Consider the following 24,144-nt stretch of genomic DNA (forward strand, 5'->3'; position numbering starts at 1 on the left):
TCTCTCGCCTTCGCTCTTACGGCTCTATCTTAGTCTTCCCGCTCCAAACATACACAGGAATCACTGCTGTCCAAAAGGGATGGAAGGATTTGGTCTCTGTCGCCAAGGGAAGCGATCTTCCCGTTCTCGATGACCATGATCCGGTCTGCCATCCGTATGATCCGCTCCTGGTGGGAGATCAGGATAAGACATTCTTCCTTTCTCTTATGGATCTTCTCAAACTGCTGGATCAGCATAGAAAAACTCCACAGGTCAATCCCTGCCTCCGGCTCGTCAAAGATACAAAGCTTGTGGGGCTTCGCCAGGACTGTGGCGATCTCCAGCCGCTTCATCTCTCCTCCGGAAAGAGTTCCGTCAATTTCCCTGGTGATATACTCTTTGGCGCACAGGCCCACGCTGCTCAACAGCTTGCAGCATTCCGGCTCTGTCAATTCCCGGCCTGCCGCCAGAGACAGCAGCTTGATCACCGTCATCCCTTTAAATCTGGGCGGCTGCTGAAAGGCAAATCCTATCCCGGCCTGGGCTCTGTGGTTGATATCATAATCTGTGATATCTTCCCCGTCCAGCAGGATCTGGCCCGCATCCGCCGCCTCGATTCCCATCAGGACTTTTGCGAGTGTTGATTTTCCGCCTCCATTCGGCCCGGTGATGACCAGCATCTCTCCGTCTTTTGCCTGGAAACTGATATCCTTTACGATACTTCTCTCTATTCCGTTTTCATTCACTTTGAATGTCAGATTCTTCACTTCAAGCATACGCTTTTCGCTCCTTTTTCTCTGTTGACTTATTTTCCGCCGCAACGCTATTATAGTGCAAATCTTCCGGGCCCGCAAGGTCGGCTCCTAGCCGATTCCTCCGAAAAAGATCCCCAAGATATAAACGATAAACGTGATCCCTACAAACAGATACTTTGTCACCGGCTCAAACCATTTCCCGAGAGGCTTATCTCTTCCGACCTCAACCTGGGCTTTGGCGTAGCCTTTCGGGCAGATCCAGAAAAACATGATCCCGGCGATCAATGCCCCCAGCGGAATGATATAAATGGAAACCGCGTCCATCCATGCGCCCACCGCATCGCCGCTTTCGATAAAAATTCCCACCAACGCGGCGATCAGGGCCACGATCCCTACCGCCGTTTTCCGGGAAAGCTTCAATTCGCCCTGCAGCGCCTCGATGGGTGTCTCAAATAGATTCATCAGCGAAGTCACAGCCGCGAATAGCGCCGCCACAAAGAAGATCACCGCAAATAAATTCCCCATAGGAAGCTGCTGGAATACCACCGGAAGAGTGATGAACATCAGCGGCGGGCCGCTTCCCACATCAAGGCCAAAAGCAAATACCGCGGGAATCACGACCATCCCTGCGAGAATAGCCGCGCAGGTATCAAAAAACGCCACATTTCTGGCACAGCCTACCACGTCAATATCTTTTTTCAGGTAACTGCCATAAACAATCGTCCCGGAGCCTGCCACGGAAAGAGAGAAAAATGCCTGCCCCAGCGCGTACACCCAGGTCTTGACATTTCCAAGCTGGTCCCATTTGGGAACAAACATATACCGGAATCCCTCGGTCGCTCCGGGAAGTGTGATCACACGGATAAATAATACCAGAAACAAGACAAAAAAAGCCGGCATCATTACCTTATTCATCTTCTCGATCCCTTTCGCCACTCCAAGGAGCATAATAAGGAACGTAAGCGCAAGCCCCAGCATCTGCCATCCGACACTTCCAAAATCTACTGCCAGTTCTCCAAAATAAGCCCCCATATCATTCACTTGAGTCAGGCTTCCGGTCACGGCGCTCCAAAGATATTTTAAGAACCATCCTACCACAACGGAATAACCGATGGCAATGCCCAAAGACCCCAAGACCGGTATCAGACCCACTAATTTCCCATACTTTCTCCCCTTCTGGCCAAACCGCAGTTCCATCGCCCCGGCAAAAGCGCCCATAGGGCCTGTCCCCATTCCCCGGCCAAACGCCATTTCCCCGATCACGCCAGAAAATCCAAGCAGGATCACAAAAATGAAATATGGGATCAGGAACGCGGCTCCGCCAAAAGTTCCCGCCCGATACGGGAACATCCAGATATTTCCCATACCGACCGCAGAGCCAATACAGGCTACGATAAATCCCAGCCGGCCGGTAAACTGGGCTCTTTCCTTTTTATTCTCACTGTTCATAACACACTCTCCATTCCAAATCAGATCAACGGCAGATCCTCTTCCTCATAAATCAAAAAGAAACCGCAACCCCCGATATGTCGAGAATCACGGCTTCCAAATGCGGATGACAGGAATCGAACCTGCACGGTCTCCCACCAGATCCTAAGTCTGGCGCGTCTGCCAGTTCCGCCACATCCGCACAGCGTAACGCAGATATACATTCTGCAGGCACTAGATAACTCTAATACCGAATATAGAAATGATAATATAAAAAGCGAGTATTGTCAACAATTTTCAATCGGGGCCGGGGGATTTTTAAAAATCCCCCGGCCCCGTTGACAAATCAAAAACTTTTCTGATAATATCTACTCATACCCGTAAGGGTATATTAAGGAGGAATCTATATGAAGCAATGTATGGATGCTGACAATCTGCACCGCCGTTTAAAAAAAATCATCGGACAGGTCCAGGCTATCGACCGTATGGTGGATGAGGATATCCCCTGCGAAGACGTTCTCTCTCAGATTAACGCCGCCAAGTCTGCCCTGCACAAAGTAGGCCAGATTGTACTGGAAGGACACATTAATCACTGTATCCGTGACGGCATTGAACATGGAGATGTCGACAAAACCCTGGCCAGCTTCACAAAGGCGGTGGAACGTTTTTCAAATATGGGATAAAGGGTAGAGGCGGTGAAAAAAGGGACAGGGCTTTTTCAATTGGGGCCGGGGGATTTTTAATTTTCCCCCGTCCCCAATAGTAAAGCGGAATTAAGGATCACCAATACAGACCCGGCGTTATGGACCAAGGCTCCTACAACTGGATTCAGGATTCCTGTGATCGCCAAGATGATAGCTATGAAATTCAAGGCCATGGAAAATGTCAGGTTGCATTTGATCGTAAACATCATACGTTTTGCCAGCCGCAGAAGATGCGGCAATTCCCGGATATCATCGTTCACGAGCGCGATGTCCGCGGCATCCACCGCGATATCGCTTCCTGTTCCTCCCATGGCGATTCCGACGAATGCTTTCTTAAGAGCAGGCGCATCGTTGATTCCATCTCCGATCATACATACTTGCTGTCCCTTCTCCTGAGTTTGGGCGATCCATTCCAATTTAGCCTCCGGCAGACACCCCGCGTATACTTCTTTGATCCCAATAGTCTCTGAAATTGTCTTGGCCGCCTCTTTGTGATCTCCGGTGAGAAGGACCGGGGTCACTCCGGCCTTTTTCACTCCTGCTATCGTCACACCAGCGTCTTCCCGGAGTGTATCAGAAAGTGCAAGGAAACCGATCAATCTCCCATCAGCTGCCACGAAGATCAGTGTACATCCTTTCCGTATATACTTCTCTGTCCTCTGCTCTGCTTCCCTCTCAACAGCTATCCCTGCCTCTTCTAACAATTCTCGATTCCCCGCTAAAATAACCTTTCCTTCTATTTTCCCCCGCACTCCACGTCCGGGGAGCATCCGGAACTCCTCAGCCTCTGGCTGTTCTGAACCCGATTCTTCCAAATGTCCGCTATTTTTATAGCAGCGCACCACCGCTTTCCCAAGCGGATGTTCTGACCGTGATTCCACCGCGGCCGCATATCCATATAATTTCTCAGGTTTTATCTTGGCATCCATACTTTCCACCGCGGCCACCTGCAGAACGCCATAAGTCAGTGTGCCGGTTTTATCAAACGCGATATCGGAAATTCCCGCCAGTCTTTCCAGGGCATCTCCTTCCCGAACCAGGAAGCCATGCTTTGTCGCATTGCCAATAGCCGCCATGATCGCCGTCGGCGTTGCCAGTACCAACGCGCAGGGGCAGAACACGACCAGGATCGTTACCGCCCGGATCGGCGCCCCTGTGACCAGTCCCGTCACCACCGCCGCGGTCAGCGCGATCACCACGATCCAGGTCGCCCATCGGTCCGCGATTCCTACGATCTTCGCCTTCCCCGCATCCGCGGACTGGACAAGCCGTATCATTCGCTGAATAGAACTATCCTCCCCTACCCTTGTGGCCTTCATATCAAAAGACCCAAACTGGTTGACCGTTCCGCTGGACACCTCATCTCCAATCCCTTTATCCACCGGAAGTGATTCCCCGGTCATGACTGCCTGGTCTACAGAAGTCTGACCGGCGCAGATCACTCCGTCCACCGGGATCGTTTCTCCCGGAAATACCCGCAAGATGTCTCCCACTCGGACTTCTTTTGCGTCCACGACCTCTTCCCGCGATCCTGTGATCCTTCTAGCCGTCCGCGGCGTCAGCCGGACCAGCTTCTCGATCCCGGCTCGGGCTTTTGCAACCGTCAGATCTTCCAGCAAAGCTCCAAGCTGCATGATAAACGCGACCTCTCCGGCGGCAAAATCCTCCCCGATGATCACAGAAGCGATCAGCGCGATGGATACCAGCACGTCCGCCTTGATATCAAATGCTGTCACCAGTCCAATGACCGCTTCCAAAATGATCGGTACCCCGCACAGGATGATCGCGATCCACGCCAAGTCAAAGGAAAACGGGGAAATCCCAAGGATACTGCCCGCCAAAGCTGTTCCGGCCGCGACAAGAAAAATAACATCTCTTTTTACTCCCCCATATTCTAGTATCTTTTCCAATTTTTCCATCTTATTCCTCCCATATCCTTGTTAATTCTACCTCAGACCAAAAGCCCATACCCCTATAGGTATATTACATTATACCTATAGGGGTATGGGCTTGTCAACGATGTCTGAAAAGAAAACCATAATTTTTGAAAAAAGCCTTTTGCTCTTTTCAAAATCTGCTACAATATCCGTAGCGCCAAAAATACTTAATATCGCGGAAAGGAGCACCCTATGGGAATTATCTTTTGCAGCCAGACCGGAGAATTCCATCTGTACAACAAAGAGATCAGCTATCTGATGAAAATCTTGAGAAACGGACAGATTGGCCAGCTTTACTTTGGAGGACGGCTTCCGAGAAAGGAAGATTACAGCTATCTTTTGGAGAACCGTTACCGTCCTGCCACTTCCTACCGATATGAGGGAGAGTATTCCTTCTCCTTGGAGCATCTCAAACAGGAATACCCCTCTTACGGGACCACGGACTATCGACTTCCCGCCTTTGAGATCCTTCAGCCCGACGGCAGCCGTATCACAGATTTTGTCTATGTATCCCACAGGATTTTCCCTGGGAAGCCCGGTCTTCCCGGACTTCCTTGCACATACACAGAAAAGGATGCGGAAGCGGAAACCCTGGAAATCCTTCTGCGGGATGAAAAAATACAGATGGAACTCCTACTCCGCTACACTATTTTTGAAAATGAAGCCGCCATCGCAAGAAGCGTACTTTTTTGCAATAAAGGAACAGAGACTCTGCGGCTTACTTCTGCCATGAGCCTTTGTCTGGACCTTCCTGATGATGATTATGAATGGATCCAGTTCTCCGGAGCCTGGGCAAGAGAACGATATCCCAGGAAGCGGAAACTGCAGCCTGGAATCCAGTCTGTAGGAAGCCTCCGCGGCGCTTCCAGCCATATGCACAATCCTTTTGTCATCCTGAAGCGCCCCTTGGCCGATGAATTCCAGGGAGAGGCGATCGGTTTTTCCCTGATCTACAGCGGTAATTTTCTAGTTCAGGCAGAGGTCGATACTTATAAGGTCACACGAATGACTCTTGGTATCCATCCTTTCCACTTTTCCTGGCAGCTTTCTCCCGGAGAGGAATTTCAGACTCCGGAGGCAATCCTCGTCTATACCAAGAATGGACTGAACGCGATGAGCCAGACCTTTCACCGGCTGTACCGCGCCCGGCTTGCCAGAGGATACTGGCGGGACAAAGCGCGGCCTGTCCTTATCAATAATTGGGAGGCGACCTATTTTGACTTTACAGAAGAGAAGCTGCTGGATATCGCCAGGACTGCCCAGAAAGCCGGGATCGAACTTTTCGTCCTGGACGATGGGTGGTTTAGTTCCAGACGCGGCGAGACCAGCGGCCTTGGAGATTGGTGGCCCAATCAGGAACTTCTCCCCGACGGCATCCGCGGACTCTCCCAGAAGATTGAGGCCATGGGGATGAAATTTGGCCTTTGGTTTGAACTGGAGATGGTAAATAAGGACAGCCGCCTCTTCCGGGAACACCCTGACTGGATCCTGCACACGCCTGGCCGGAATGTTTCCCACGGGAGGAACCAGTATGTCCTGGATTTCTCCAGACAAGAAGTAGTTGACGCCATCTATACAATGACGGCCAAAATCCTTAAGGATTCCCAGATATCCTATATCAAATGGGATATGAACCGATATATCACGGAATGTTTCTCCACTGCCTATCCTCCGCAGCAGCAGGGCGAGATCTTCCACCGCTATATCCTTGGCCTTTACCAGTTATATGAACGACTGACCAGCGCGTTTCCTCATGTCTTATTTGAGTCCTGCGCAAGCGGCGGCGGCCGGTTTGATCCGGGGATGCTGTATTATGCTCCCCAATGCTGGACCAGCGATGACACGGATGCCGTAGAACGTATGAAGATCCAATATGGCACTTCCTACTGTTACCCGTTAAGTTCCATGGGAGCCCATGTATCCATCTCCCCCAACCACCAGCTCTTCCGCTCGACTTCGCTGAAAACCCGCGCAGATGTTGCATACTTCGGTACTTTTGGCTATGAACTGGATCTGGGACGTCTGTCTCCTGAAGAACTGGAGCAGATACGAGCACAGACTGCTTTCTACAAAACCTACCGGACCCTCTTTGCCGCAGGCGACTTTTATCGTCTCCAAAGTCCGTTTGACAGTAATTTCTGCGCCTGGATGGTCGTCTCCCAAGATCAGCGCCAGGCAGTGGTCGCCTATTATAAAATCCTAAATGATGTCAACTGTGAGTTCCGTCGGCTTCCGCTGAAGGGACTCAAAGGTTCTTTCCTCTACCAGGTCTCCGGGGATACCGCCGCTTCCGGTCCTTTCTATGGAGATGAACTTTTACAGATTGGTCTCATCACCAGCGATCCCTCTGCCGGGGAGGCCCATACAGACTGCCACTGCACCGATTTCTGGTCCCGCCTCATTATCTTGAACGCCTGCTAAGTCTCTTTTGAATGCCTGACATATTGAAAGAAAAGAAAGGGGATTTTATCTATGGATTCAAAATCAAATATCCGCCGGCGGCTTGCCGCTTTGCGCCAGGCTATGGCGGAACAAAACTTATCTGCTTACTATATCGCTACGGAAGATGAGCATCTCTCCGAATATATAAGCGACCACTTTAAATTTCGCGCCTGGCTCTCTGGCTTTACCGGATCTGCCGGCACTCTGATCGTTCTTCTTGACCAGGCGGCGCTTTGGACTGATGGACGTTATTTTCTCCAAGCAGAAGAACAACTGGAAGGCACCGGCATCCAGCTTATGAAGCAGCAGATTCCCGGCGTTCCTTCCATTACCGAATTTTTGATCAGCCACCTCCATATGGGCCAGAGCGTAGGCGTGGATGGCCGCACCATTTCCGCCAAGGCGGGGAGGGACCTAAGCGAAGCACTGGGGAAAAACGGCATCCGGCTGGAGGCAGACGCAGATCTGGCAGAAACTGTCTGGAAAGACCGTCCGCCTCTTTCTCCTAAGAAAATCTGGCTCTATCCAAAGACCTATGCCGGCAGGTCCGCTTCTGCTAAATTAGCGGACCTGCGGAAGAAATTAAAAGAACTCCAGGCAGATGCCCATGTGATCTGCGCTCTGGATGAAATTGCCTGGCTCCTCAACTTACGCGGCCAGGATGTGGACTATAATCCCGTTTTCCTTTCCTACATGGTTCTTACCCCGGCTTCCCTCCATCTCTTCCTGCATCGGGAATGCCTTACCTCAGAAGCGGAAGACAGCCTTATGGAACTGGACGTTATCTTGCATCCTTATCGTGAAATCTATGATTTCGCGAAACAGGAACTTAGCGGAAAACGCATCCTTCTTTCCCCCAGCCGGACTAATTACCATCTGACCCGCCTCCTGGAAGACTCCGGCGCCCGGCTTGCCGCCGCCTCCGATCCGACCGTCTTTTTGAAATCTGTTAAAAATGAAACGGAGATAGCTTCTACAAAGCAGGCCCACATCAAAGACGGCTTAGTCATGGTGCGATTTATGAAGTGGCTGAAAGAAAACGTGCGGGAAGGAGGCCTTACTGAAGCCTCCGCCGCCGCTTACTTGGATCAGCTCAGACAGAACACCCCCGGCAGTCTGGGTCTTAGCTTTGAGACCATTGCCGGCTATGGCCCCCACGGCGCCATCGTCCATTACGCTGTCTCTCCTGATACAGACGTTTCTCTGGAACCTCATGGACTTTTCCTAGTAGACTCCGGCGGTCACTACCTGGAAGGGACCACAGACATCACCCGCACTTTTGCCTTGGGACCGCTGACTCCGGAAGAGAAAAAGCATTTCACTCTGGTCCTTCGCTGTATGCTGAACCTGATGTACGCGGTCTTCCCGGAAAATGTGTGCTGCCATAACTTGGACACGCTGGCCCGCGCCCCACTTTGGGAACACGGACTGGATTTTCTCCATGGAACCGGACATGGGGTAGGACACCTCCTCAACGTCCATGAAGGTCCAAACAATATTAACTGGAAGCTTAGACCCGGCTCTTCCCCTGTTCCCCTGATCCCCGGAATGATCACCACCGATGAACCAGGCGTCTATATCGAAGGAAAATACGGCATCCGCCTGGAAAATGAACTTCTCTGCCAAGAAAAAGAGACTACCTCTTATGGACGTTTCTTCCAATTTGAGTCCCTGACTCTGGCTCCCATTGATCTGGATGCGCTGGATGTGTCTCTCCTGTCTGCGCCGGACCGGGCCCGCCTGAACCAGTATCATCAAAATGTGTTTGAAATCCTTTCGCCGGAGCTTTCTCCCGGAGAAAGAGACTGGCTGGCGTATTATACCAGGAAAATCTGATCTCCTTGTCCTCCGCAGACTGCCAAAAGGGAGACGGCTAAACCGGCCGTCTCCCCTTTAAGTATCCACCCGCTTTTATCAGCGGATATCGTCATCCTCATTACCCAGATGCTTAGAAGCATTCTTTTGCTCCTCGTTAAATCTTTTTGCCTGTGCTTTTTCAAAGGCTGTCGCTTTCTTAAACTTGGCCGGCTCATTTACCACAATCTGCGGATAAGGAATACTGATTCCATGCTCATCGAAAACCAGCTTCAGTTCCCGCATAAGATCACGTTCTAACTGTACTCGGTCTTCTTCCGCACATTCCGCGATCACCCGGATATCCACGCTGTTCGCTCCAAGAGTCACGATTCCCTTATAGTATGGCCCGCCCAGGATTGCGGACAGTTCTCTTCTTATCCTTGGGAATTCTGTTTCCAGGATAGACTCCACCCGCTCCAGAGACTCCCCATACTCGATTCCGATATCACAGGAAGCATAGGATCCGCGCCTTGTCATATTGATCACATCGGTAACGTTGCTGTTGCGGATGATCTTGATATTATTTGAGCCATCTTCCACCTTAGTGGTCCGCACCCCGATCTCGATCACTGTTCCCCGCCAGTCACCGATCATAATGATGTCTCCTACCCGGAACTCTCCTTCAAAAATGATAAACAGTCCTGACAGAATATCCGATACCAGCTCCTTTGCTCCAAAACTGATCGCGATAGACAGGATTCCCGCGGATGCCAGCAGTGTCTGTGTATCTACTCCAAACATGGCAAAACAGTAATAAAGCAGTACAATAATAGATATATATTTGATAAAACTGCTTACCATCCTGCAGATTGTCTCCCCGCGGGCCCCAAATGCCTCCGCCAAAATTCTGAGAAGACTCCTTAGAAGCGCTGTTCCAGTCATAACCACACTGATCAGCATCACGCAGGCCGTTGCCGCAAATACATTCAGTCCTTTTGACCACTGCCCCTCCACGATATGTGTGAATACAGAATCTTCGTCGAAAAAAGTTTTCCTTCCCAGAACGCCAATACAGATCACTACTGCCAGTACTGTAAACAGCCACCGGATCACCGTCAGGATTTGCTGTTCCGGTGTCTTCTCGTCCCAGGCGATCGCAAGATTCATCCATCGGCTGGCCGCCGATTCTGTGGTTTTCTTCCTTCCATCTGGAAGAGAAATCTGGATCATCCGCTCTTCCTTATATGTTTCCGCCCCAGATGTCCCGCCTTGCTCTGTTTTATCCGCTCTGTCGTTCCTTTCTGCCTCCTTGCTTCCTTTCCGGTCAAAGGCCAAGATCAGGAATAATACCGCCAGGCAGATCAGGCTTAAGCCTCCCGCCGTCAGCGTGAGCGGAATCCTCTCCGCCATGATCTCCGAATCCGGGATCACCACATAGATATAATAGGCGTCCGTCTCCAGAGACGAAGCCAGATATTTCTCTGAACGGATGGTAATATAATCATTATATCCGTCCAGGAACTGATTCTCCTCCATCCCATATTCCGCCGCTCTGCGTCCGATCAGCTTTTCTTCCGGATAATAAGCAAAAGTCTGATCCTCTTTGTTTACCGCGAAAGCAAAACCATTCGCCCCTACTTTAACGCCGTCTAAGATGTTTTCAATCTCCATGCTGTTTTGGATCTCTTCCAGCCGCTCTGTCCTTAGACCAATCTGGACAAAACCATCCACATTTCCATCCTCATTATAGAGCGAAACTCCAATATACTGGTAAACCTCTCCAGAAACATCATCCGCCTGAGGATCCTGGATCAGATACTGCGCTCCTGTCAGCAGCTTATTAAATTCATAGGACTGGTCTTCCGGATCATCGCTGATCTGGAAACCAGTATAGGCCGCGTTGGTCGCTACCGTCCGGCCCTGGCTGTCGAATCGATACACATATTGGACTTCTAATACATCCGCCAATTCCTGAAGCGTTTCTTTCTCCTGGATCTCCGGCTTCCGCTCCAGAATATATGCGGCAACCTGACATTTATTAAGATACCGTTTATTATACTGTTCCTGGAGAAGATCTGCTTCCGATGCGTACTGGTCCAGCGTATTTTCCACATCCTCCACTCTCTGCCGATTGCTGATCGACTGAGAAGAGAGGGCAAACAGCGTCTGCATATAGTAAGAGATCAAGAGGATTCCTAAAAGCCCGATGACAGAAAGAATCGCGGCTTTCTTGCCTACCTGCTTATTGTAGGATATGCCTTCTTTTTTCTCTTTTGCTTCTTCTGAATCCTTTTTTTCATCCTCCCGCATGATAAAGATGCTGTATGTAACGACGATCGTCATAACCGCAAAGAAGATAAACAAGATGATTCCTATCGTAACATTCCTGGACTCTTCAATCTCTGCCTGCGGAATCGCCGCAATATAGTAGGTGTCCCCGATCCTGCTCACGCCGCAGTATAATTTCTCTCCATCCAATGTCATCCAGGCAAAATTCCCATCCTCCAGATCGCCCACTTCTATTCCGGAATCCAAGGCATCTGCCCCTGTCAATTTCTCATCGGGATGATATTCGATCAGATAATTCCGGGCGGAAACGGCAAATACATAGCCTTCCTTTCCAACACTGATCTGGCCAAGGACGCTCCCTTGAGAAGCAGTGTCCTCCAATAAAGTATGCAGTTCTTCCGGATCCTGCTCTATGACCGCCATCTTTTCATTGCTGATCCTGGCTCCATAATACCGAAAGCAAGTATCCCCGATATTTACCTCAAATGCCTCAGATGCCTCTCCAGTCTCAAACACCGTCCGAAGCTGGTTATACCTGGCACGTGTAAAATCAGCCTGAGTCTCCTGGGCTGCCGCAAGCTGTTCCCCTGTCTGATCAAGGATCAGTACGTTATTTACGTCCAGCAAAGATTGGTATTCTGTCATCTTTGCATCCGTCTCTTCATAATCTACGTCATTTTGCGCCATAAAGGCAACGCTCCGGGCTTTAGATTGATACACTGCGTCAAACGACTGAGTCGTCTCTAATTCTTCTTGGCTGGCAGTTTCCAGAACTTCTGATACTTGATCCAGCTCTTTCTCCATATCACTTCTGTGGCCCTCCAGCGCCAGACTGCTCTGCATAGTCGTCAGAAATACCCCCATCAGGATCAGACTGACGGCCACCAGCGCGGCAAGAATAACCGCCTTTTTCTTTAATCTTTTAGACACGATCCGTCCCCTCCCTAATTCCACTTATCGATCAATGTATCAATGGTGCCGTCATCCAGCATTTCCTGAATTGCCTGTTCCACCTGGCCGCTCAGTTCAGAGCCTTTTTGTGTCGCCACTCCGTAGTTTTGTTCCGCCAGCTGAATGTCCATAATCTCTCTATCCTCATTCATGTAGGTGGCTGTAATGCAGCCGTCCATACATACAGCATCTACCGTCCCCTCTTCCAGCGCCTCGGAAAGTTCCTGATACGTTGCCAGTTTTTTCACATGCAGACCTTCATACTCTGTTGCCTCATCTGTATTCGAAAGCACTTTATCCGTAATGATTCCCATCTCATACATACTGATCGCAAGCTGCGGACCCGCGTTTGATCCGGACACGATCCCAATTGTTTTATCCTTCAGATCCTCCACATCCTGGAACATCGTAGATTTCTCAATCATCATCTTTGCTTCATCTGTATAGTAAGGTGAAGAGAAATCGAAGTTTTCCTCTCTCGACTCCGAGATTGAGTAGCAGGCCACCAGACAGTCCACTTTTCCTTCCAGAAGCATATCCTTTCTTGTATCGGGATCAACCGTGACAAATTCCACATTTTCATAACCCATCCGCTCTGCCATTTCATTTGCGATATCAATCTCCAGGCCATAGTATTTCCCTGTTTTTTCATTGAGGTATCCAAAATCCACAATATCGTTTCGGACTCCAACAGTCAGTGTCCCAGAAGCCTGTTTCGCCCCTGCGCAGCCGCTGAGAAGTGACGCTGCCATGCAGGCCGCTCCCAAAACTAAATAGATTATCTTTTTCATCCTATATCTCCCTTCCAGACCAGTACCAATGGATGGATTCTCTGGGTAAAACATAATAAAGCACAGATATGCAATACTAACATTGTATATCTGTGCTTTATTGGATTCAAGCTACTAAACTAGTAATATTTTGCTGATTTTTGTAAAATTACTTCAGCTCTTTAAACAGTCCCTTTACCGTTGGATAGATCTTGCGGAACTTCTGGTACCGTTCTTCATATTTTGCCACCAGCTCCGGATCTGGTTCTACGGTATCCACCACTTTCACCATCTTGGCCGCGATGGTTTCCACATCCGGGTACTCGCCGCAGCCCACCGCCGCCAGCATAGCTCCGCCAAGGGCCGGTCCTTCTTCGCTCTCGATCACATCCACTTTCATATTCATCACATTGGCAATGATCTTCTTCCATAACGGACTTTTAGCGCCGCCGCCGCAGATCTTCGTCCTTTCGATCTGCAGTCCTAAGCTTCTTGCCACTTCCAGAGAATCTCTCAAACCAAAGGCTACACCTTCCAGAACTGCCTGTGTCATATCTTCTCTGGTGGTATCCATAGTCATTCCGATAAAAGTTGCTCTTGCATCCGGATCGTTGTGAGGGGAACGCTCTCCCATCAGATATGGCAGATAGAAGACCTGATTCTCTCCAAGCCTGGTAATTCCCGCCTGTTCCGCTCCAAAATCGCTGGTCTTTAAAATATCCTCATTCCACCACTTATTACAGGAAGCCGCGCTCAACATACACCCCATCAGATGATAGTTTCCATCCGCATGCGCAAAAGAATGAAGGGCATTATGCTCGTCCACCCCGAACTTTTTGCTGGAAATAAAAATGGTCCCTGATGTTCCAAGAGAGATGTTGCACATCCCGTCTCCTACCGTTCCGGTCCCTACAGCCGCAGCAGCATTGTCGCCAGCTCCCGCGATCACTTTTACCCGTTCAGACAGGCCAAGCTGTTCCGCGATCTCCGGCTTCAGTGTTCCCACCACTTCATAACTTTCATAGAGCTTAGGAAGCTGTTCTTCTGTGATGCCGCAGATCTCCATCATCTCTTTGGACCAGCGGCGGTTCTTCACATCCATCAAAAGCATGCCGGAAGCGTCTGATACATCACTGCAGAAAGAACCGGAAAGTTTGTACGCAAGATAATCTTTCGGCAGCATGATCTTGGAGATTTTCGCAAAATTCTCCGGCTCATTTTTCTTCATCCACAGGATTTTAGGGGCAGTAAATCCCGCGAACGCGATATTCGCTGTATACTGAGAGAGTTTGTCTTTTCCGATCACCTGGTTCAGATAATCTGTCTCCTCTCCGGTTCTTCCGTCATTCCAAAGGATCGCGGGACGAATCACCTGGTCTTCGCTATCCAGGGCCACGAGGCCGTGCATCTGGCCGCCAAAGCTGATCCCCGCCACTTGGTCTTTCTCACATTCTGCTGTCAGTTCTTTGATGCCTTCCATGGATTGTTCAAACCAGTCTTCCGGTTTCTGTTCCGACCAGCCTGGATGTGGGAAATATAAGGGGTACTCTCTGGACACGATCTTCTGGATTTTTCCTTCACTGTCCATCAGAAGTAATTTTACCGCCGATGTCCCAAGGTCAACACCAATATACAACATTTTTCTTTCCTCCTTTACGCAAACGGATTTTCCGTTTTATACCGTACTCCGGCCGGATGATTGTAACCGATCTCTTCTACCGGAACGCCGATATATTTAAATACTTCATATAACGCTTTCCCAAAATGTCCAAAAGCCACCGCTCCATGATGGGGATATCCGCCCTCGATCAGCACATGGCGGTAAAATCTTCCCATTTCCGGAATCGCAAATACTCCTACGCCGCCAAAGGACCGGGTCTTCACCGGAAGCACCTCGCCCTGAGCAATGTAAGCCCTCAGTTTATTGTCTGCTGTGCTCTGGAGACGATAGAATGTAATCTCTCCCGGAACGATATCTCCTTCCAAGGTTCCCTGAGTCACTTCTTCCGGTAATGTCCTGGCCATGATCATCTGATTCTTCATCTCGCAGAAAGCCAGCTTACTGGAAGCGGTATTTCCACAGTGGAATCCCATAAAGGTATCCTGGATCGTATAATCGTATTTCCCTTTGATGTCTGACTCATACATATCTTTTGGCACGGTATTATTGATATCAAGCAGTGTTACCGTGTCTTCGCTTACTACTGTTCCGATGAACTCGCTGAGCGCTCCATAGATATCCACCTCGCAGGAAACCGGAATTCCCTGATCTGTCAGACGGCTGTTCACGTAGCAGGGAACAAAACCAAACTGAGTCTGAAAGGCGGGCCAGCATTTTCCGGCGATCGCCACGTATTTGCGGTAGCCTCTGTGTTCTTCTACCCAGTCTTTCAAGGTCAGCTCGTACTGCGCCAATTTAGACAGGATCTCAGGTTTCTTATTTCCCGCCCCCAGCTCTTCTTCCATCTCTTTTACGAGAGCCGGTATCCGTTCATCTCCCGCATGCTTATGGAACGCTTCAAAAAGATCCAGTTCCGAGTTCTCTTCAATTTCCACGCCCAGGTTGTAAAGCTGTTTGATGGGAGCGTTACAAGCCAGGAAATTTAACGGCCTCGGTCCGAAGCTTATGATCTTTAATTCACTGAGCCCGATCACTGCCCGGGCGATCGGCACAAACTCATGAATCATATCCGCGCAGTCTTCCGCGTCGCCCACCGGGTATTCTGGAATATATGCCTGGATATTGCGCAGTTTCAGATTATAGCTGGCGTTTAACATCCCGCAGTAAGCATCACCTCTGCCCTGTACCAGATCATCTCCTGTTTCCTCTGCCGCCGCCACAAACATTTTGGGGCCGTCAAAATGTTTCGCAAGTAAGGTTTCGGAAATCTCCGGTCCAAAATTTCCAAGATAGACTACCAACGCGTTGCAGCCCGCCTTCTTCACGTCCTCCAGCGCCTGTACCATGTGGATCTCGCTCTCCACGATACATACCGGGCATTCGTAGATTCCTTCTGAGCCGTACTTCTGTGTGTATGCATTCATCAAGTTCTTTCTTCTGTTTACAGACAGGCTCTCCGGGAAACAGTCACGGCTGACTGCCACTACCCCAATCTTCACTTCTGGCATATTGTTCATTGCCAAATTCCCTCCTTTGCATGATATGTAAATTTTAAATTTGACAGATTTTAAATCTCGATATTATCGCCTCTCAGCCCGCAGAAAGCTCCTTCGATACCTGCTTCCTCATGGGCGATCAACCATTTGTTTCTTGCGGTGAGCAGCTTCCCCTCTCCCTTTTTGCACTGCTCTCCAGCAAGCGCCGTATTGGTTCCCCTGGGAAGGATCACCGTGCAGCGGAAGCCCTTTCCCCCTGTCATACACGGCGCATAGTGCAAAGTGGTAGCGTACATCTCCACCACCGTTCCAGCCGGGACCAGAAATGCCTCCACCTTCTCTGTATCATACAGATAGCCTTCTGTGATATCCTGCTGTTTGCCGACCAGCAGGATCATATCCGTCGCCGCTACATTAATCTCTGACGACCGATGGTATTCCAGAGCATTTAACTTATGATTATGTCCGTTGCAAAATCCAATCTCAATCGGCAGCCCGCCAAAAGCCCTGTCCCTAAATTCAGCCGCGACCGCAAGATCCTCCAACTCTTCCACCGAAGCCACATACATAACTTCTCCATCGGGAAGCGGAGTATGGCTCATAGATCTCAGAAGCGCCTCCACAGAGTAGCCTTCAAGCACACGCCCATAAGGCGCAAAACACGCATCTGTCACATTTTTAATCTTCACTTCATCCTGCCTCCTCCCTGATTACTATTATTATAGCAATTCCTCTAGATTCTTACGACCAAATACTTAGCCCTTTTATGGCGTTTTTTTGCCTTTCTTTCATTTGGGTACAGGGCAAAAGCCAATTTGGGACGTAGCCTTTTCACAAAAGGCTACGTCCCAAATTGGCTTTTCGGAACTTGCTTGGCAGTTCTTTATACTTTTTCTGAAACACCTTGGCAAATGCCTTGCTGTTTGGAAATCCATTTTGGCTTGCGATTGCGCTGATAGACAACTCTGTGTTCATCAAATCTTTATATGCGTGCTCAAGCCGCAGATTGTCCAGATATGTTTTATAGTTGGTCTTCGCGTATTTCTGGAACATCCTGGACAGGTAGGTTGGCGAGTATCCAAAGGTCTGAGCCAAGGATTCCAGCGAAAGGTCTTTGTTATAGTTATTCTTCATATAGTCTGTAATGGTCGACAGTTTCATTAATTTTTTATTGCTTTTGACCATTTCCGCATCTACATTGGTCTTCCGATACTTGGTGACCAGAAGATAGATCAGTGTATAAAATCGGCTCTGCACCTGAAGTTCGTAACCAAATTCTTTTTCTGCATAGATCTGATACATGGATTGGATCACTTTCATGACCTCTTCATCCTGCAGCCGGCTGCTGTGAGAGAAGTAGATAAATTTCTCATCGGTATAGTATTTTTCAAAGGTGGATAGCGGGATCTGCAAAACCACCGTCAGGTTTTTCTTTGGAGAATGAATTGAATGTATCTCATTAGAATTCACAAGCATAAACTCTCCTGGCCGCAATGGATACCGGACTTCGTTCACATAGAATTCCAACTCCCCCTCAAAAAGAGCAAAAATCTCGATCGAGCGGTGCCAGTGTTTTTCACGAATGTAATTACCGTCTCTTCCTTCAAAAATAAACATTTTAAAAGGGATGTCATCATTAGGCATAATGATCTCATGTGAATATTCCATCCGCACTCTCCTTTCTTTTATTCAATATTTTCGTCATCTAGCTTATGGAAATCCTTATTCTGTCCAAATACATGGACCAGCGGAATGACCTTGATAAAGCAGTCGAACATTCCCTCCTTGATAAATTCACGAAGCTGGACATATTCCTTTGAATTGCACACGCAGCTCATCTGAATCTTAGCTTCCCGGGAATAGCCCCCCATGGCGTCATGGTAGATGGTCACACTTTTCCGGATCGTATTTATGATAAAATCCTCGATCCGTTCCATATCTCTTCCAATAATATGCACATCGTACAGTTTGGGGCCCAGGTTAAAGATCACGTAGTTCATGCAGTTCACATAGATCAGCTGACCTACAAATGCATAGGCCAGAATGTTTAAGTCAAACACTGTTGCCATGAACAAGATGACCAGCGCTTCTTCAAAGTACATGATCTTCTTCAATTCAACCGATTTCCACACGCATTTCTTCAAGATCTTTGCCACCGTATCGTCTCCTCCATAGGAAAAGCCAATCCGGTAAGGAATTCCGATTCCCGTTCCATAAAGCACTCCAAAAGCCGCGATCGCAATCAGTTTATCTTCAAAAATAATCTGTACATCCACAAAACTCAGAACCCACAAAACCATAGGATACAAAAGCGAAAGGATAACAATATTCGAAGCATCCCTTTTTCCCAATGTAAAATAGGTCAAAACCAGGATCAAGATTGTAATAGCATAATAGATCAGCGCGTAATTAATTCCTGTAAAGTATTCTAATGTCATAGAAATACCTGTAATCCCTGGCGTTGACAATCCATTTGGGATCAAGATCCAGTTGGTCGCGATACTGCAGCACAGGCATCCCAGAATCAAAAGAAACGCACATTTGATTTGAGCCTTCTTCATCTTTTGTACCCCTCCTCATGACATAGTACCGGTCTACTAAAGCCGCCTGTATATTATGATATTATGGACGTCCGGGGGTTGTCAATATTTCTCTCCAAAATCCCTCTAAACGCCTCAAAGCCAGGCTGTCGCCCCTACGGCTTCAACTGCCCGCGCGCCGCATTGATTGGCAAAATCCGCACACTCCCGAATTGTTTTCCCTTCTGAAAGAGCCGCCAGAAAGCCGCCCGCAAAACTGTCGCCAGCGCCGGTAGTGTCCACACAGCGAACTTGTCCTACTGCCGGCGCCCAAAATGTTTCTGTTTGCGTCGCCGCATAACAGCCCCTCTTCCCGCATTTGATCACCACGTGGGAAACTCCCGCCTTCTGAAGCTCTTCCGCCGCTTCTTCCACAGAATCCTTCCTGGTCAGCAGTTTGGCCTCCTCTTCATTTGGGAAAAGATAGTCTACATACCGCAAAGCCGGCGCCATATCCCTAGCCGTTTCATGATTCTTGCATCTCGTCATATCCGCGCAGACCGTGATCCCCTGTTCCTTAGCCGCCCGAAAGATCTGCTCCAGTTCATTTACAGTAAGCAGCGGTGAAACAAACATACTGGCAAGGCAAAGAATTTTCGTATCTTCAGCAAAAGGCAAATGGATGTGTTCTATTCCCAGCTTTCTAAGACTTCCATTTGGATTTGTCAAGAAAGAACGCTCTCCATTCTTTTGTATCAACACCGTATTGATTCCGGTCACCATATCTTCTGTGACGCACGAGTCATCCACAGAAACGCCTTTCTCTCGAAGATATTCCAGGATCATCCTTCCTGCCATATCCTTTCCCAGTACTGTCCAAAGCTGAACCTCTTTTCCAAGTCCCGCCAAAACCAAAGCCTCATTCGCCGCGTCCCCGCCAATATTCATCCGCATATCCTGCACTGGCATCGAACCCTTCTCAAACATATCCCGATCAACGGGTCTGGCCAGAATATCAATAATAGCCGCCCCAATAATAGTAATCTTCATCTGCTGTACCTTCTCCTAAATTGTGAAAATTCTGTGAACAAGGACGTAGTAAAGTTTAAAAAGGCTACGTCCCAAATTACGATAAAATATACCGATATATGCCCTCCGCGGCTCCGTTTTTATCATTTGCCGGCAATATATACTCTGCTTTCTTTTTTAGCTCCGGAACCGCATTTCCCATAGCCATGCGCAGTCCGGCCGCCTCAAACATGGGCAGGTCGTTTTCTCCGTCTCCAATGCATGCCACTTCTTCTTCCCGGATTCCAAGATAACCGGCCAGTTCTTTTAACGCGTCTCCCTTGGATGTTTGTTTTGCGAAGATCTCCGCATAGATTTTTGTATACGCGCCGGACAACTGGGGAAATTCTTCTAAGATACGTTTTGTTTTTTCACGTGAACCAGGTTTCAGGAAATAAAATTGAATTTCTTCTATCGCATCTGCCGCTTTCTGGACTGCACTCCTCATTTCCGCGACATGCCGGATCGCTTGCGCATCTTTCCCAAACATAACACGCCCCGCCGCGGACAGCGCCTTCCCCTGCACGAAGTATTCATGGTCTATATGGGCGGTTATGCCTACCCCTACTCTTTTACTTCTTTCCAGCAGCGTCAGGGCGGTCTCCTTATCGATCAGCTTTTCAGAAAGGAGTTTTTGTCCCAGACAGTCTATGATTCTGGCTCCATTCGATGTGATCACATATCGGTAAATATCCTTCCGTTCTCTCAGACGATGGGGCAGGCAGGAAAGGCACCGGCCTGTCGCCGGCACGACTATCACCCCTGCTTTGGCCGACTCTTCTAATGCGCGCAATGTCCGATCGGTCATCCGGCTTCTGCGGTCCAGGCAGGTCCCATCCATATCAACCGCAAGCATCTTAATCTTTCTCATTCTATCGCTTCCACTCTTTAGTAAAACAAAATCAGGGAAGAGCACAAACACTCTTCCCTGTACTTTGTTTTTCGTCTTTCAGAATTACTCGATGATTGTAGCAACTCTTCCTGATCCTACAGTACGTCCGCCTTCACGGATAGCGAAACGAAGTCCCTGCTCCATAGCTACTGGATGGATCAGCTCAATGCTCATCTCTACGTTATCTCCAGGCATGCACATCTCTGTTCCTTCTGGCAGGTTGCAGACACCTGTAACGTCTGTTGTTCTGAAGTAGAACTGAGGACGATAGTTATTGAAGAAAGGAGTATGACGTCCACCTTCATCTTTGGTCAGAACGTATACCTGAGCGGTAAATTTGTGATGGCAGGTTACAGAACCTGGTTTACACAGAACCTGACCTCTTTCGATCTCGTCTCTCTGAACACCACGAAGAAGCGCTCCGATGTTGTCACCAGCCTGAGCCTCGTCAAGCAGTTTACGGAACATCTCAACACCTGTTACAACAGTCTTCTTGGTCTCTTCTTTGATACCAACGATCTCTACTTCATCAGATACATGAAGAGTTCCACGCTCTACTCTACCAGTAGCAACTGTTCCACGTCCTGTGATAGAGAATACGTCCTCTACAGGCATCAGGAATGGCTTATCTGTATCACGCTCTGGATCTGGGATATAGCTGTCAACAGCATCCATCAGTTCCATGATCTTGTCTCCCCACTCTCCGTCTGGATCTTCCAGAGCTTTCAGAGCGGATCCCTGGATGATCGGAGTGTCATCGCCTGGGAACTCATACTCGTCAAGGAGTTCGCGGATTTCCATCTCAACCAGCTCAAGCAGCTCCTCATCGTCTACCATATCACATTTGTTCATGAATACAACGATGTAAGGAACGCCTACCTGACGAGAAAGCAGGATGTGCTCTCTTGTCTGAGCCATAACACCATCGGTAGCAGCTACTACCAAGATCGCGCCGTCCATCTGAGCGGCACCAGTGATCATGTTTTTAACATAGTCCGCATGTCCCGGGCAGTCAACGTGAGCATAGTGACGTTTGTCAGTCTCATACTCTACGTGAGCGGTAGAAATCGTGATTCCACGTTCTCTCTCTTCCGGAGCCTTGTCGATGTTATCGAATGCAACCTCTGCGTTACCAGCTACTCTCTTGGAAAGTACCTTTGTGATCGCAGCTGTCAGAGTAGTTTTACCATGGTCAACGTGACCGATGGTACCGATATTACAATGCGGTTTTGTTCTTTCAAATTTAGCTTTTGCCATTTTGAATATCCTCCTTATAATAGCGCCTGCAAGGGCATTTTCATAAAATTTTACGTTTTTGCTCGGCTAAGATTGATTATATTTCAAATCCTACAGTTTTTCAAGCCTTTTTCATATTTAATTACTCATTTTTCCCAGATAATACTTTTTCCTGTACAGATTTCGGTACCGGTTCGTATTTCTCAAAGAACATTGAGTAGTTTCCGCGTCCCTGTGTCCTGGAACGAAGATCTGTGGAGTATCCAAACATCTCAGACAACGGCACATATCCGCGAACGATCTTGCCGCCGCCCAGGTCATCCATACCCTCGATCCGTCCACGACGGGAGTTGATATCGCCGATGACGTCGCCCATGTATTCTTCCGGCATGGTGACTTCCACCTTCATGATCGGCTCAAGAAGTACTGGCGCCGCTTTCTTCATAGCGTCTTTGAACGCCAGAGAACCTGCGATGTGGAACGCCATCTCACTGGAGTCTACCTCGTGGTAAGATCCATCGTATACGTTAGCGTGGATACCTACTACCGGGAATCCTCCCAGGATACCGGACTGCATAGCTTCCTCGATACCTTCTCCAACAGCCGGGATGTATTCCTTCGGAATCGCTCCTCCGACTACAGTAGATTCAAACTTGTAAGTTTCCTCACCATTGACATCCATTGGCTCGAATTTAACTTTACAGTGTCCGTACTGTCCACGTCCGCCAGACTGTTTTGCGTACTTGCTGTCTACGTCAACAGCTTTGGTAAATGCTTCTTTGTAAGCAACCTGAGGCGCTCCTACATTAGCCTCCACCTTAAATTCACGCAGAAGTCTGTCTACGATGATCTCCAAATGAAGTTCTCCCATTCCGGCGATGATGGTCTGACCGGTCTCATGGTCAGTATGCGCACGGAAAGTCGGGTCTTCTTCCGCCAGCTTCGCAAGAGACTCGCCAAGCTTGCCCTGGGAAGCCTTTGTCTTTGGCTCGATGGCCAGCTCGATAACCGGCTCTGGGAACTCCATGGACTCCAGGATTACCGGATGCTGCTCGTCACAGATGGTATCACCTGTGGTTGAGAACTTGAATCCGATCGCCGCAGCGATGTCTCCGGAGTAAACCTTGTCAAGTTCCTGTCTCTTATTGGCGTGCATCTGAAGGATACGGCCTACACGCTCTTTCTTTCCTTTTGTCGCGTTCAGGACATAAGAACCGGAATTCACCGTTCCTGAATAAGCGCGGAAATAAGCAAGTTTTCCAACAAACGGGTCTGTCATGATCTTGAATACAAGAGCGGAAAACGGCTCTTCATCAGAAGAGTGTCTTACAATCTCGTTTCCATCCATGTCTACGCCCTGAATCGGCGGGATGTCTGTCGGCGCCGGCATATATTCCAGAACCGCATCCAGGAGTTTCTGCACTCCCTTATTTCTGTAAGCAGATCCGCAGCATACCGGGATTGCTTTGCACTCGCAGGTCGCTTTTCTCAGTACCCGCTTCAGATCATCGATAGAAGGTTCATTTCCCTCCAGATATTCCATCATCAGATCATCGTCCAGATCACAGATCTTCTCTACCAGTTCTGTCCGGTAAAGTTCCGCGTCATCCTTCATATCCTCTGGAATCTCTCCGATGGTGATGTCATCGCCCTTCTCATCATTATAAATGTAGGACTGCATCTCCATCAGATCGATGATTCCCTTGAAATCATCTTCTTTGCCGATCGGAAGCTGCAGGCAGATCGCGTTTTTCCCAAGTCTGGTACGTATCTGCTCTACCGCGTTATAAAAATCGGCGCCGAGAATGTCCATCTTATTGATGAACGCCATTCTCGGAACGTTGTATGTGTCAGCCTGACGCCATACATTTTCTGACTGAGGCTCAACGCCGCCTTTGGCGCAGAATACGCCTACCGCACCGTCCAGTACACGCAGAGAACGTTCTACCTCTACCGTAAAGTCAACGTGCCCCGGGGTATCAATGATATTGATCCTGTGTTCCGGCGCTCCCGGCTTTGGCTTCCCATTCTCTTCCAATGTCCAGTGACAGGTGGTAGCAGCGGAAGTGATCGTGATACCTCTTTCCTGCTCCTGCTCCATCCAGTCCATTGTCGCAGTACCTTCATGAGTATCACCAATCTTATAGTTTACGCCGGTATAATAGAGAATACGCTCTGTCAGCGTAGTCTTGCCGGCATCGATATGAGCCATGATACCAATATTTCTGGTTCTCTCTAATGGATATTCTCTTCCAGCCAT

At 48.9% G+C, this 24,144-nt stretch carries 17 protein-coding genes and 1 tRNA gene; 3 read left to right on the plus strand and 15 right to left on the minus strand.

Annotated features, from left to right (window positions below; all coding sequences use genetic code 11):
• Positions 1–29 precede the first annotated feature (29 nt).
• From FND36_14905 to FND36_14915, 3 genes are all read right to left on the minus strand, one after another.
• A complete protein-coding gene (locus tag FND36_14905; protein QDW75214.1) occupies positions 30–755 on the minus strand; it encodes an ATP-binding cassette domain-containing protein in 726 nt (241 codons plus the stop codon).
• 87 nt (positions 756–842) lie between these two features.
• Positions 843–2,183, minus strand: coding sequence for a sodium-dependent transporter (locus tag FND36_14910; protein ID QDW75215.1), 1,341 nt, complete (start codon positions 2,181–2,183; stop codon positions 843–845).
• Positions 2,184–2,284: 101 nt separating this feature from the next.
• Positions 2,285–2,364, minus strand: a tRNA-Leu gene (locus FND36_14915).
• Positions 2,365–2,569: 205 nt separating this feature from the next.
• Here FND36_14915 and FND36_14920 point away from each other — a divergent pair.
• On the plus strand, positions 2,570–2,845 hold the full coding sequence (locus tag FND36_14920; protein ID QDW75216.1) for a metal-sensing transcriptional repressor: 276 nt from the start codon (positions 2,570–2,572) through the stop codon (positions 2,843–2,845).
• 56 nt (positions 2,846–2,901) lie between these two features.
• Here the strand turns inward: FND36_14920 and FND36_14925 are convergent, their stop codons facing one another.
• Positions 2,902–4,785, minus strand: coding sequence for a cation-translocating P-type ATPase (locus FND36_14925; GenBank protein ID QDW75217.1), 1,884 nt, complete (start codon positions 4,783–4,785; stop codon positions 2,902–2,904).
• Between the two features lie 210 nt (positions 4,786–4,995).
• Between FND36_14925 and FND36_14930 the strand changes: the two genes are divergently transcribed.
• Together FND36_14930 and FND36_14935 are read left to right on the plus strand one after the other, a co-directional pair.
• Entirely contained in the window at positions 4,996–7,224 is a 2,229-nt protein-coding gene (locus tag FND36_14930; protein QDW75218.1) for an alpha-galactosidase, read from the plus strand.
• Positions 7,225–7,275: 51 nt separating this feature from the next.
• Positions 7,276–9,081, plus strand: a complete 1,806-nt coding sequence (locus FND36_14935) for an aminopeptidase P family protein (GenBank protein QDW75219.1) — start codon at positions 7,276–7,278, stop codon at positions 9,079–9,081.
• Positions 9,082–9,159: 78 nt separating this feature from the next.
• Here the strand turns inward: FND36_14935 and FND36_14940 are convergent, their stop codons facing one another.
• The 11 genes from FND36_14940 to fusA all read right to left on the minus strand — a co-directional run bounded on the left by FND36_14940 (position 9,160) and on the right by fusA (position 24,144).
• Positions 9,160–12,261, minus strand: coding sequence for a mechanosensitive ion channel (locus FND36_14940; GenBank protein ID QDW75220.1), 3,102 nt, complete (start codon positions 12,259–12,261; stop codon positions 9,160–9,162).
• Between the two features lie 14 nt (positions 12,262–12,275).
• Positions 12,276–13,127, minus strand: a complete 852-nt coding sequence (locus FND36_14945) for a transporter substrate-binding domain-containing protein (GenBank protein QDW75221.1) — start codon at positions 13,125–13,127, stop codon at positions 12,276–12,278.
• Positions 13,128–13,221: 94 nt separating this feature from the next.
• Positions 13,222–14,691 carry a xylulokinase gene (xylB, locus tag FND36_14950; protein ID QDW75222.1) on the minus strand — a complete coding sequence of 490 codons (1,470 nt, stop codon included), beginning with the start codon at positions 14,689–14,691 and terminating at the stop codon, positions 13,222–13,224.
• Positions 14,692–14,705: 14 nt separating this feature from the next.
• Positions 14,706–16,190 (minus strand): fucose isomerase, encoded by a 1,485-nt coding sequence (locus FND36_14955; protein QDW75223.1) that lies wholly within the window; start codon positions 16,188–16,190, stop codon positions 14,706–14,708.
• Positions 16,191–16,240: 50 nt separating this feature from the next.
• Entirely contained in the window at positions 16,241–16,858 is a 618-nt protein-coding gene (locus tag FND36_14960) for a DUF4867 family protein (GenBank protein ID QDW75224.1), read from the minus strand.
• Positions 16,859–17,000: 142 nt separating this feature from the next.
• On the minus strand, positions 17,001–17,837 hold the full coding sequence (locus FND36_14965) for a helix-turn-helix domain-containing protein (GenBank protein QDW75225.1): 837 nt from the start codon (positions 17,835–17,837) through the stop codon (positions 17,001–17,003).
• Between the two features lie 17 nt (positions 17,838–17,854).
• The gene (locus FND36_14970) at positions 17,855–18,730 is read right to left on the minus strand and encodes a YitT family protein (protein QDW75226.1); all 876 of its coding nucleotides are present in this window, start codon (positions 18,728–18,730) and stop codon (positions 17,855–17,857) included.
• A gap of 114 nt (positions 18,731–18,844) precedes the next feature.
• Positions 18,845–19,738 (minus strand): sugar kinase, encoded by an 894-nt coding sequence (locus tag FND36_14975; protein QDW75227.1) that lies wholly within the window; start codon positions 19,736–19,738, stop codon positions 18,845–18,847.
• Positions 19,739–19,814: 76 nt separating this feature from the next.
• The gene (locus tag FND36_14980) at positions 19,815–20,627 is read right to left on the minus strand and encodes an HAD family phosphatase (GenBank protein ID QDW75228.1); all 813 of its coding nucleotides are present in this window, start codon (positions 20,625–20,627) and stop codon (positions 19,815–19,817) included.
• Positions 20,628–20,711: 84 nt separating this feature from the next.
• Positions 20,712–21,905, minus strand: a complete 1,194-nt coding sequence (gene tuf, locus FND36_14985) for an elongation factor Tu (GenBank protein ID QDW75229.1) — start codon at positions 21,903–21,905, stop codon at positions 20,712–20,714.
• 121 nt (positions 21,906–22,026) lie between these two features.
• Positions 22,027–24,144 (minus strand): elongation factor G, encoded by a 2,118-nt coding sequence (fusA, locus tag FND36_14990; protein QDW75230.1) that lies wholly within the window; start codon positions 24,142–24,144, stop codon positions 22,027–22,029.

Source organism: Lachnospiraceae bacterium KGMB03038, from assembly GCA_007361935.1.
Lineage (GTDB): Bacteria > Bacillota > Clostridia > Lachnospirales > Lachnospiraceae > Massilistercora.

Bases quoted from the DNA above. Each gene is read 5' to 3' on its own strand.
- FND36_14905 (QDW75214.1), bottom strand. From the start codon at position 755: ATGCTTGAAGTGAAGAATCTGACATTCAAAGTGAATGAAAACGGAATA.
- FND36_14910 (QDW75215.1), bottom strand. From the start codon at position 2,183: ATGAACAGTGAGAATAAAAAGGAAAGAGCCCAGTTTACCGGCCGGCTG.
- FND36_14920 (QDW75216.1), top strand. From the start codon at position 2,570: ATGAAGCAATGTATGGATGCTGACAATCTGCACCGCCGTTTAAAAAAA.
- FND36_14925 (QDW75217.1), bottom strand. From the start codon at position 4,785: ATGGAAAAATTGGAAAAGATACTAGAATATGGGGGAGTAAAAAGAGAT.
- FND36_14930 (QDW75218.1), top strand. From the start codon at position 4,996: ATGGGAATTATCTTTTGCAGCCAGACCGGAGAATTCCATCTGTACAAC.
- FND36_14935 (QDW75219.1), top strand. From the start codon at position 7,276: ATGGATTCAAAATCAAATATCCGCCGGCGGCTTGCCGCTTTGCGCCAG.
- FND36_14945 (QDW75221.1), bottom strand. From the start codon at position 13,127: ATGTTTTACCCAGAGAATCCATCCATTGGTACTGGTCTGGAAGGGAGA.
- xylB (QDW75222.1), bottom strand. From the start codon at position 14,691: ATGTTGTATATTGGTGTTGACCTTGGGACATCGGCGGTAAAATTACTT.
- FND36_14955 (QDW75223.1), bottom strand. From the start codon at position 16,190: ATGAACAATATGCCAGAAGTGAAGATTGGGGTAGTGGCAGTCAGCCGT.
- FND36_14965 (QDW75225.1), bottom strand. From the start codon at position 17,837: ATGGAATATTCACATGAGATCATTATGCCTAATGATGACATCCCTTTT.
- FND36_14970 (QDW75226.1), bottom strand. From the start codon at position 18,730: ATGAAGAAGGCTCAAATCAAATGTGCGTTTCTTTTGATTCTGGGATGC.
- FND36_14975 (QDW75227.1), bottom strand. From the start codon at position 19,738: ATGAAGATTACTATTATTGGGGCGGCTATTATTGATATTCTGGCCAGA.
- FND36_14980 (QDW75228.1), bottom strand. From the start codon at position 20,627: ATGAGAAAGATTAAGATGCTTGCGGTTGATATGGATGGGACCTGCCTG.
- tuf (QDW75229.1), bottom strand. From the start codon at position 21,905: ATGGCAAAAGCTAAATTTGAAAGAACAAAACCGCATTGTAATATCGGT.
- fusA (QDW75230.1), bottom strand. From the start codon at position 24,144: ATGGCTGGAAGAGAATATCCATTAGAGAGAACCAGAAATATTGGTATC.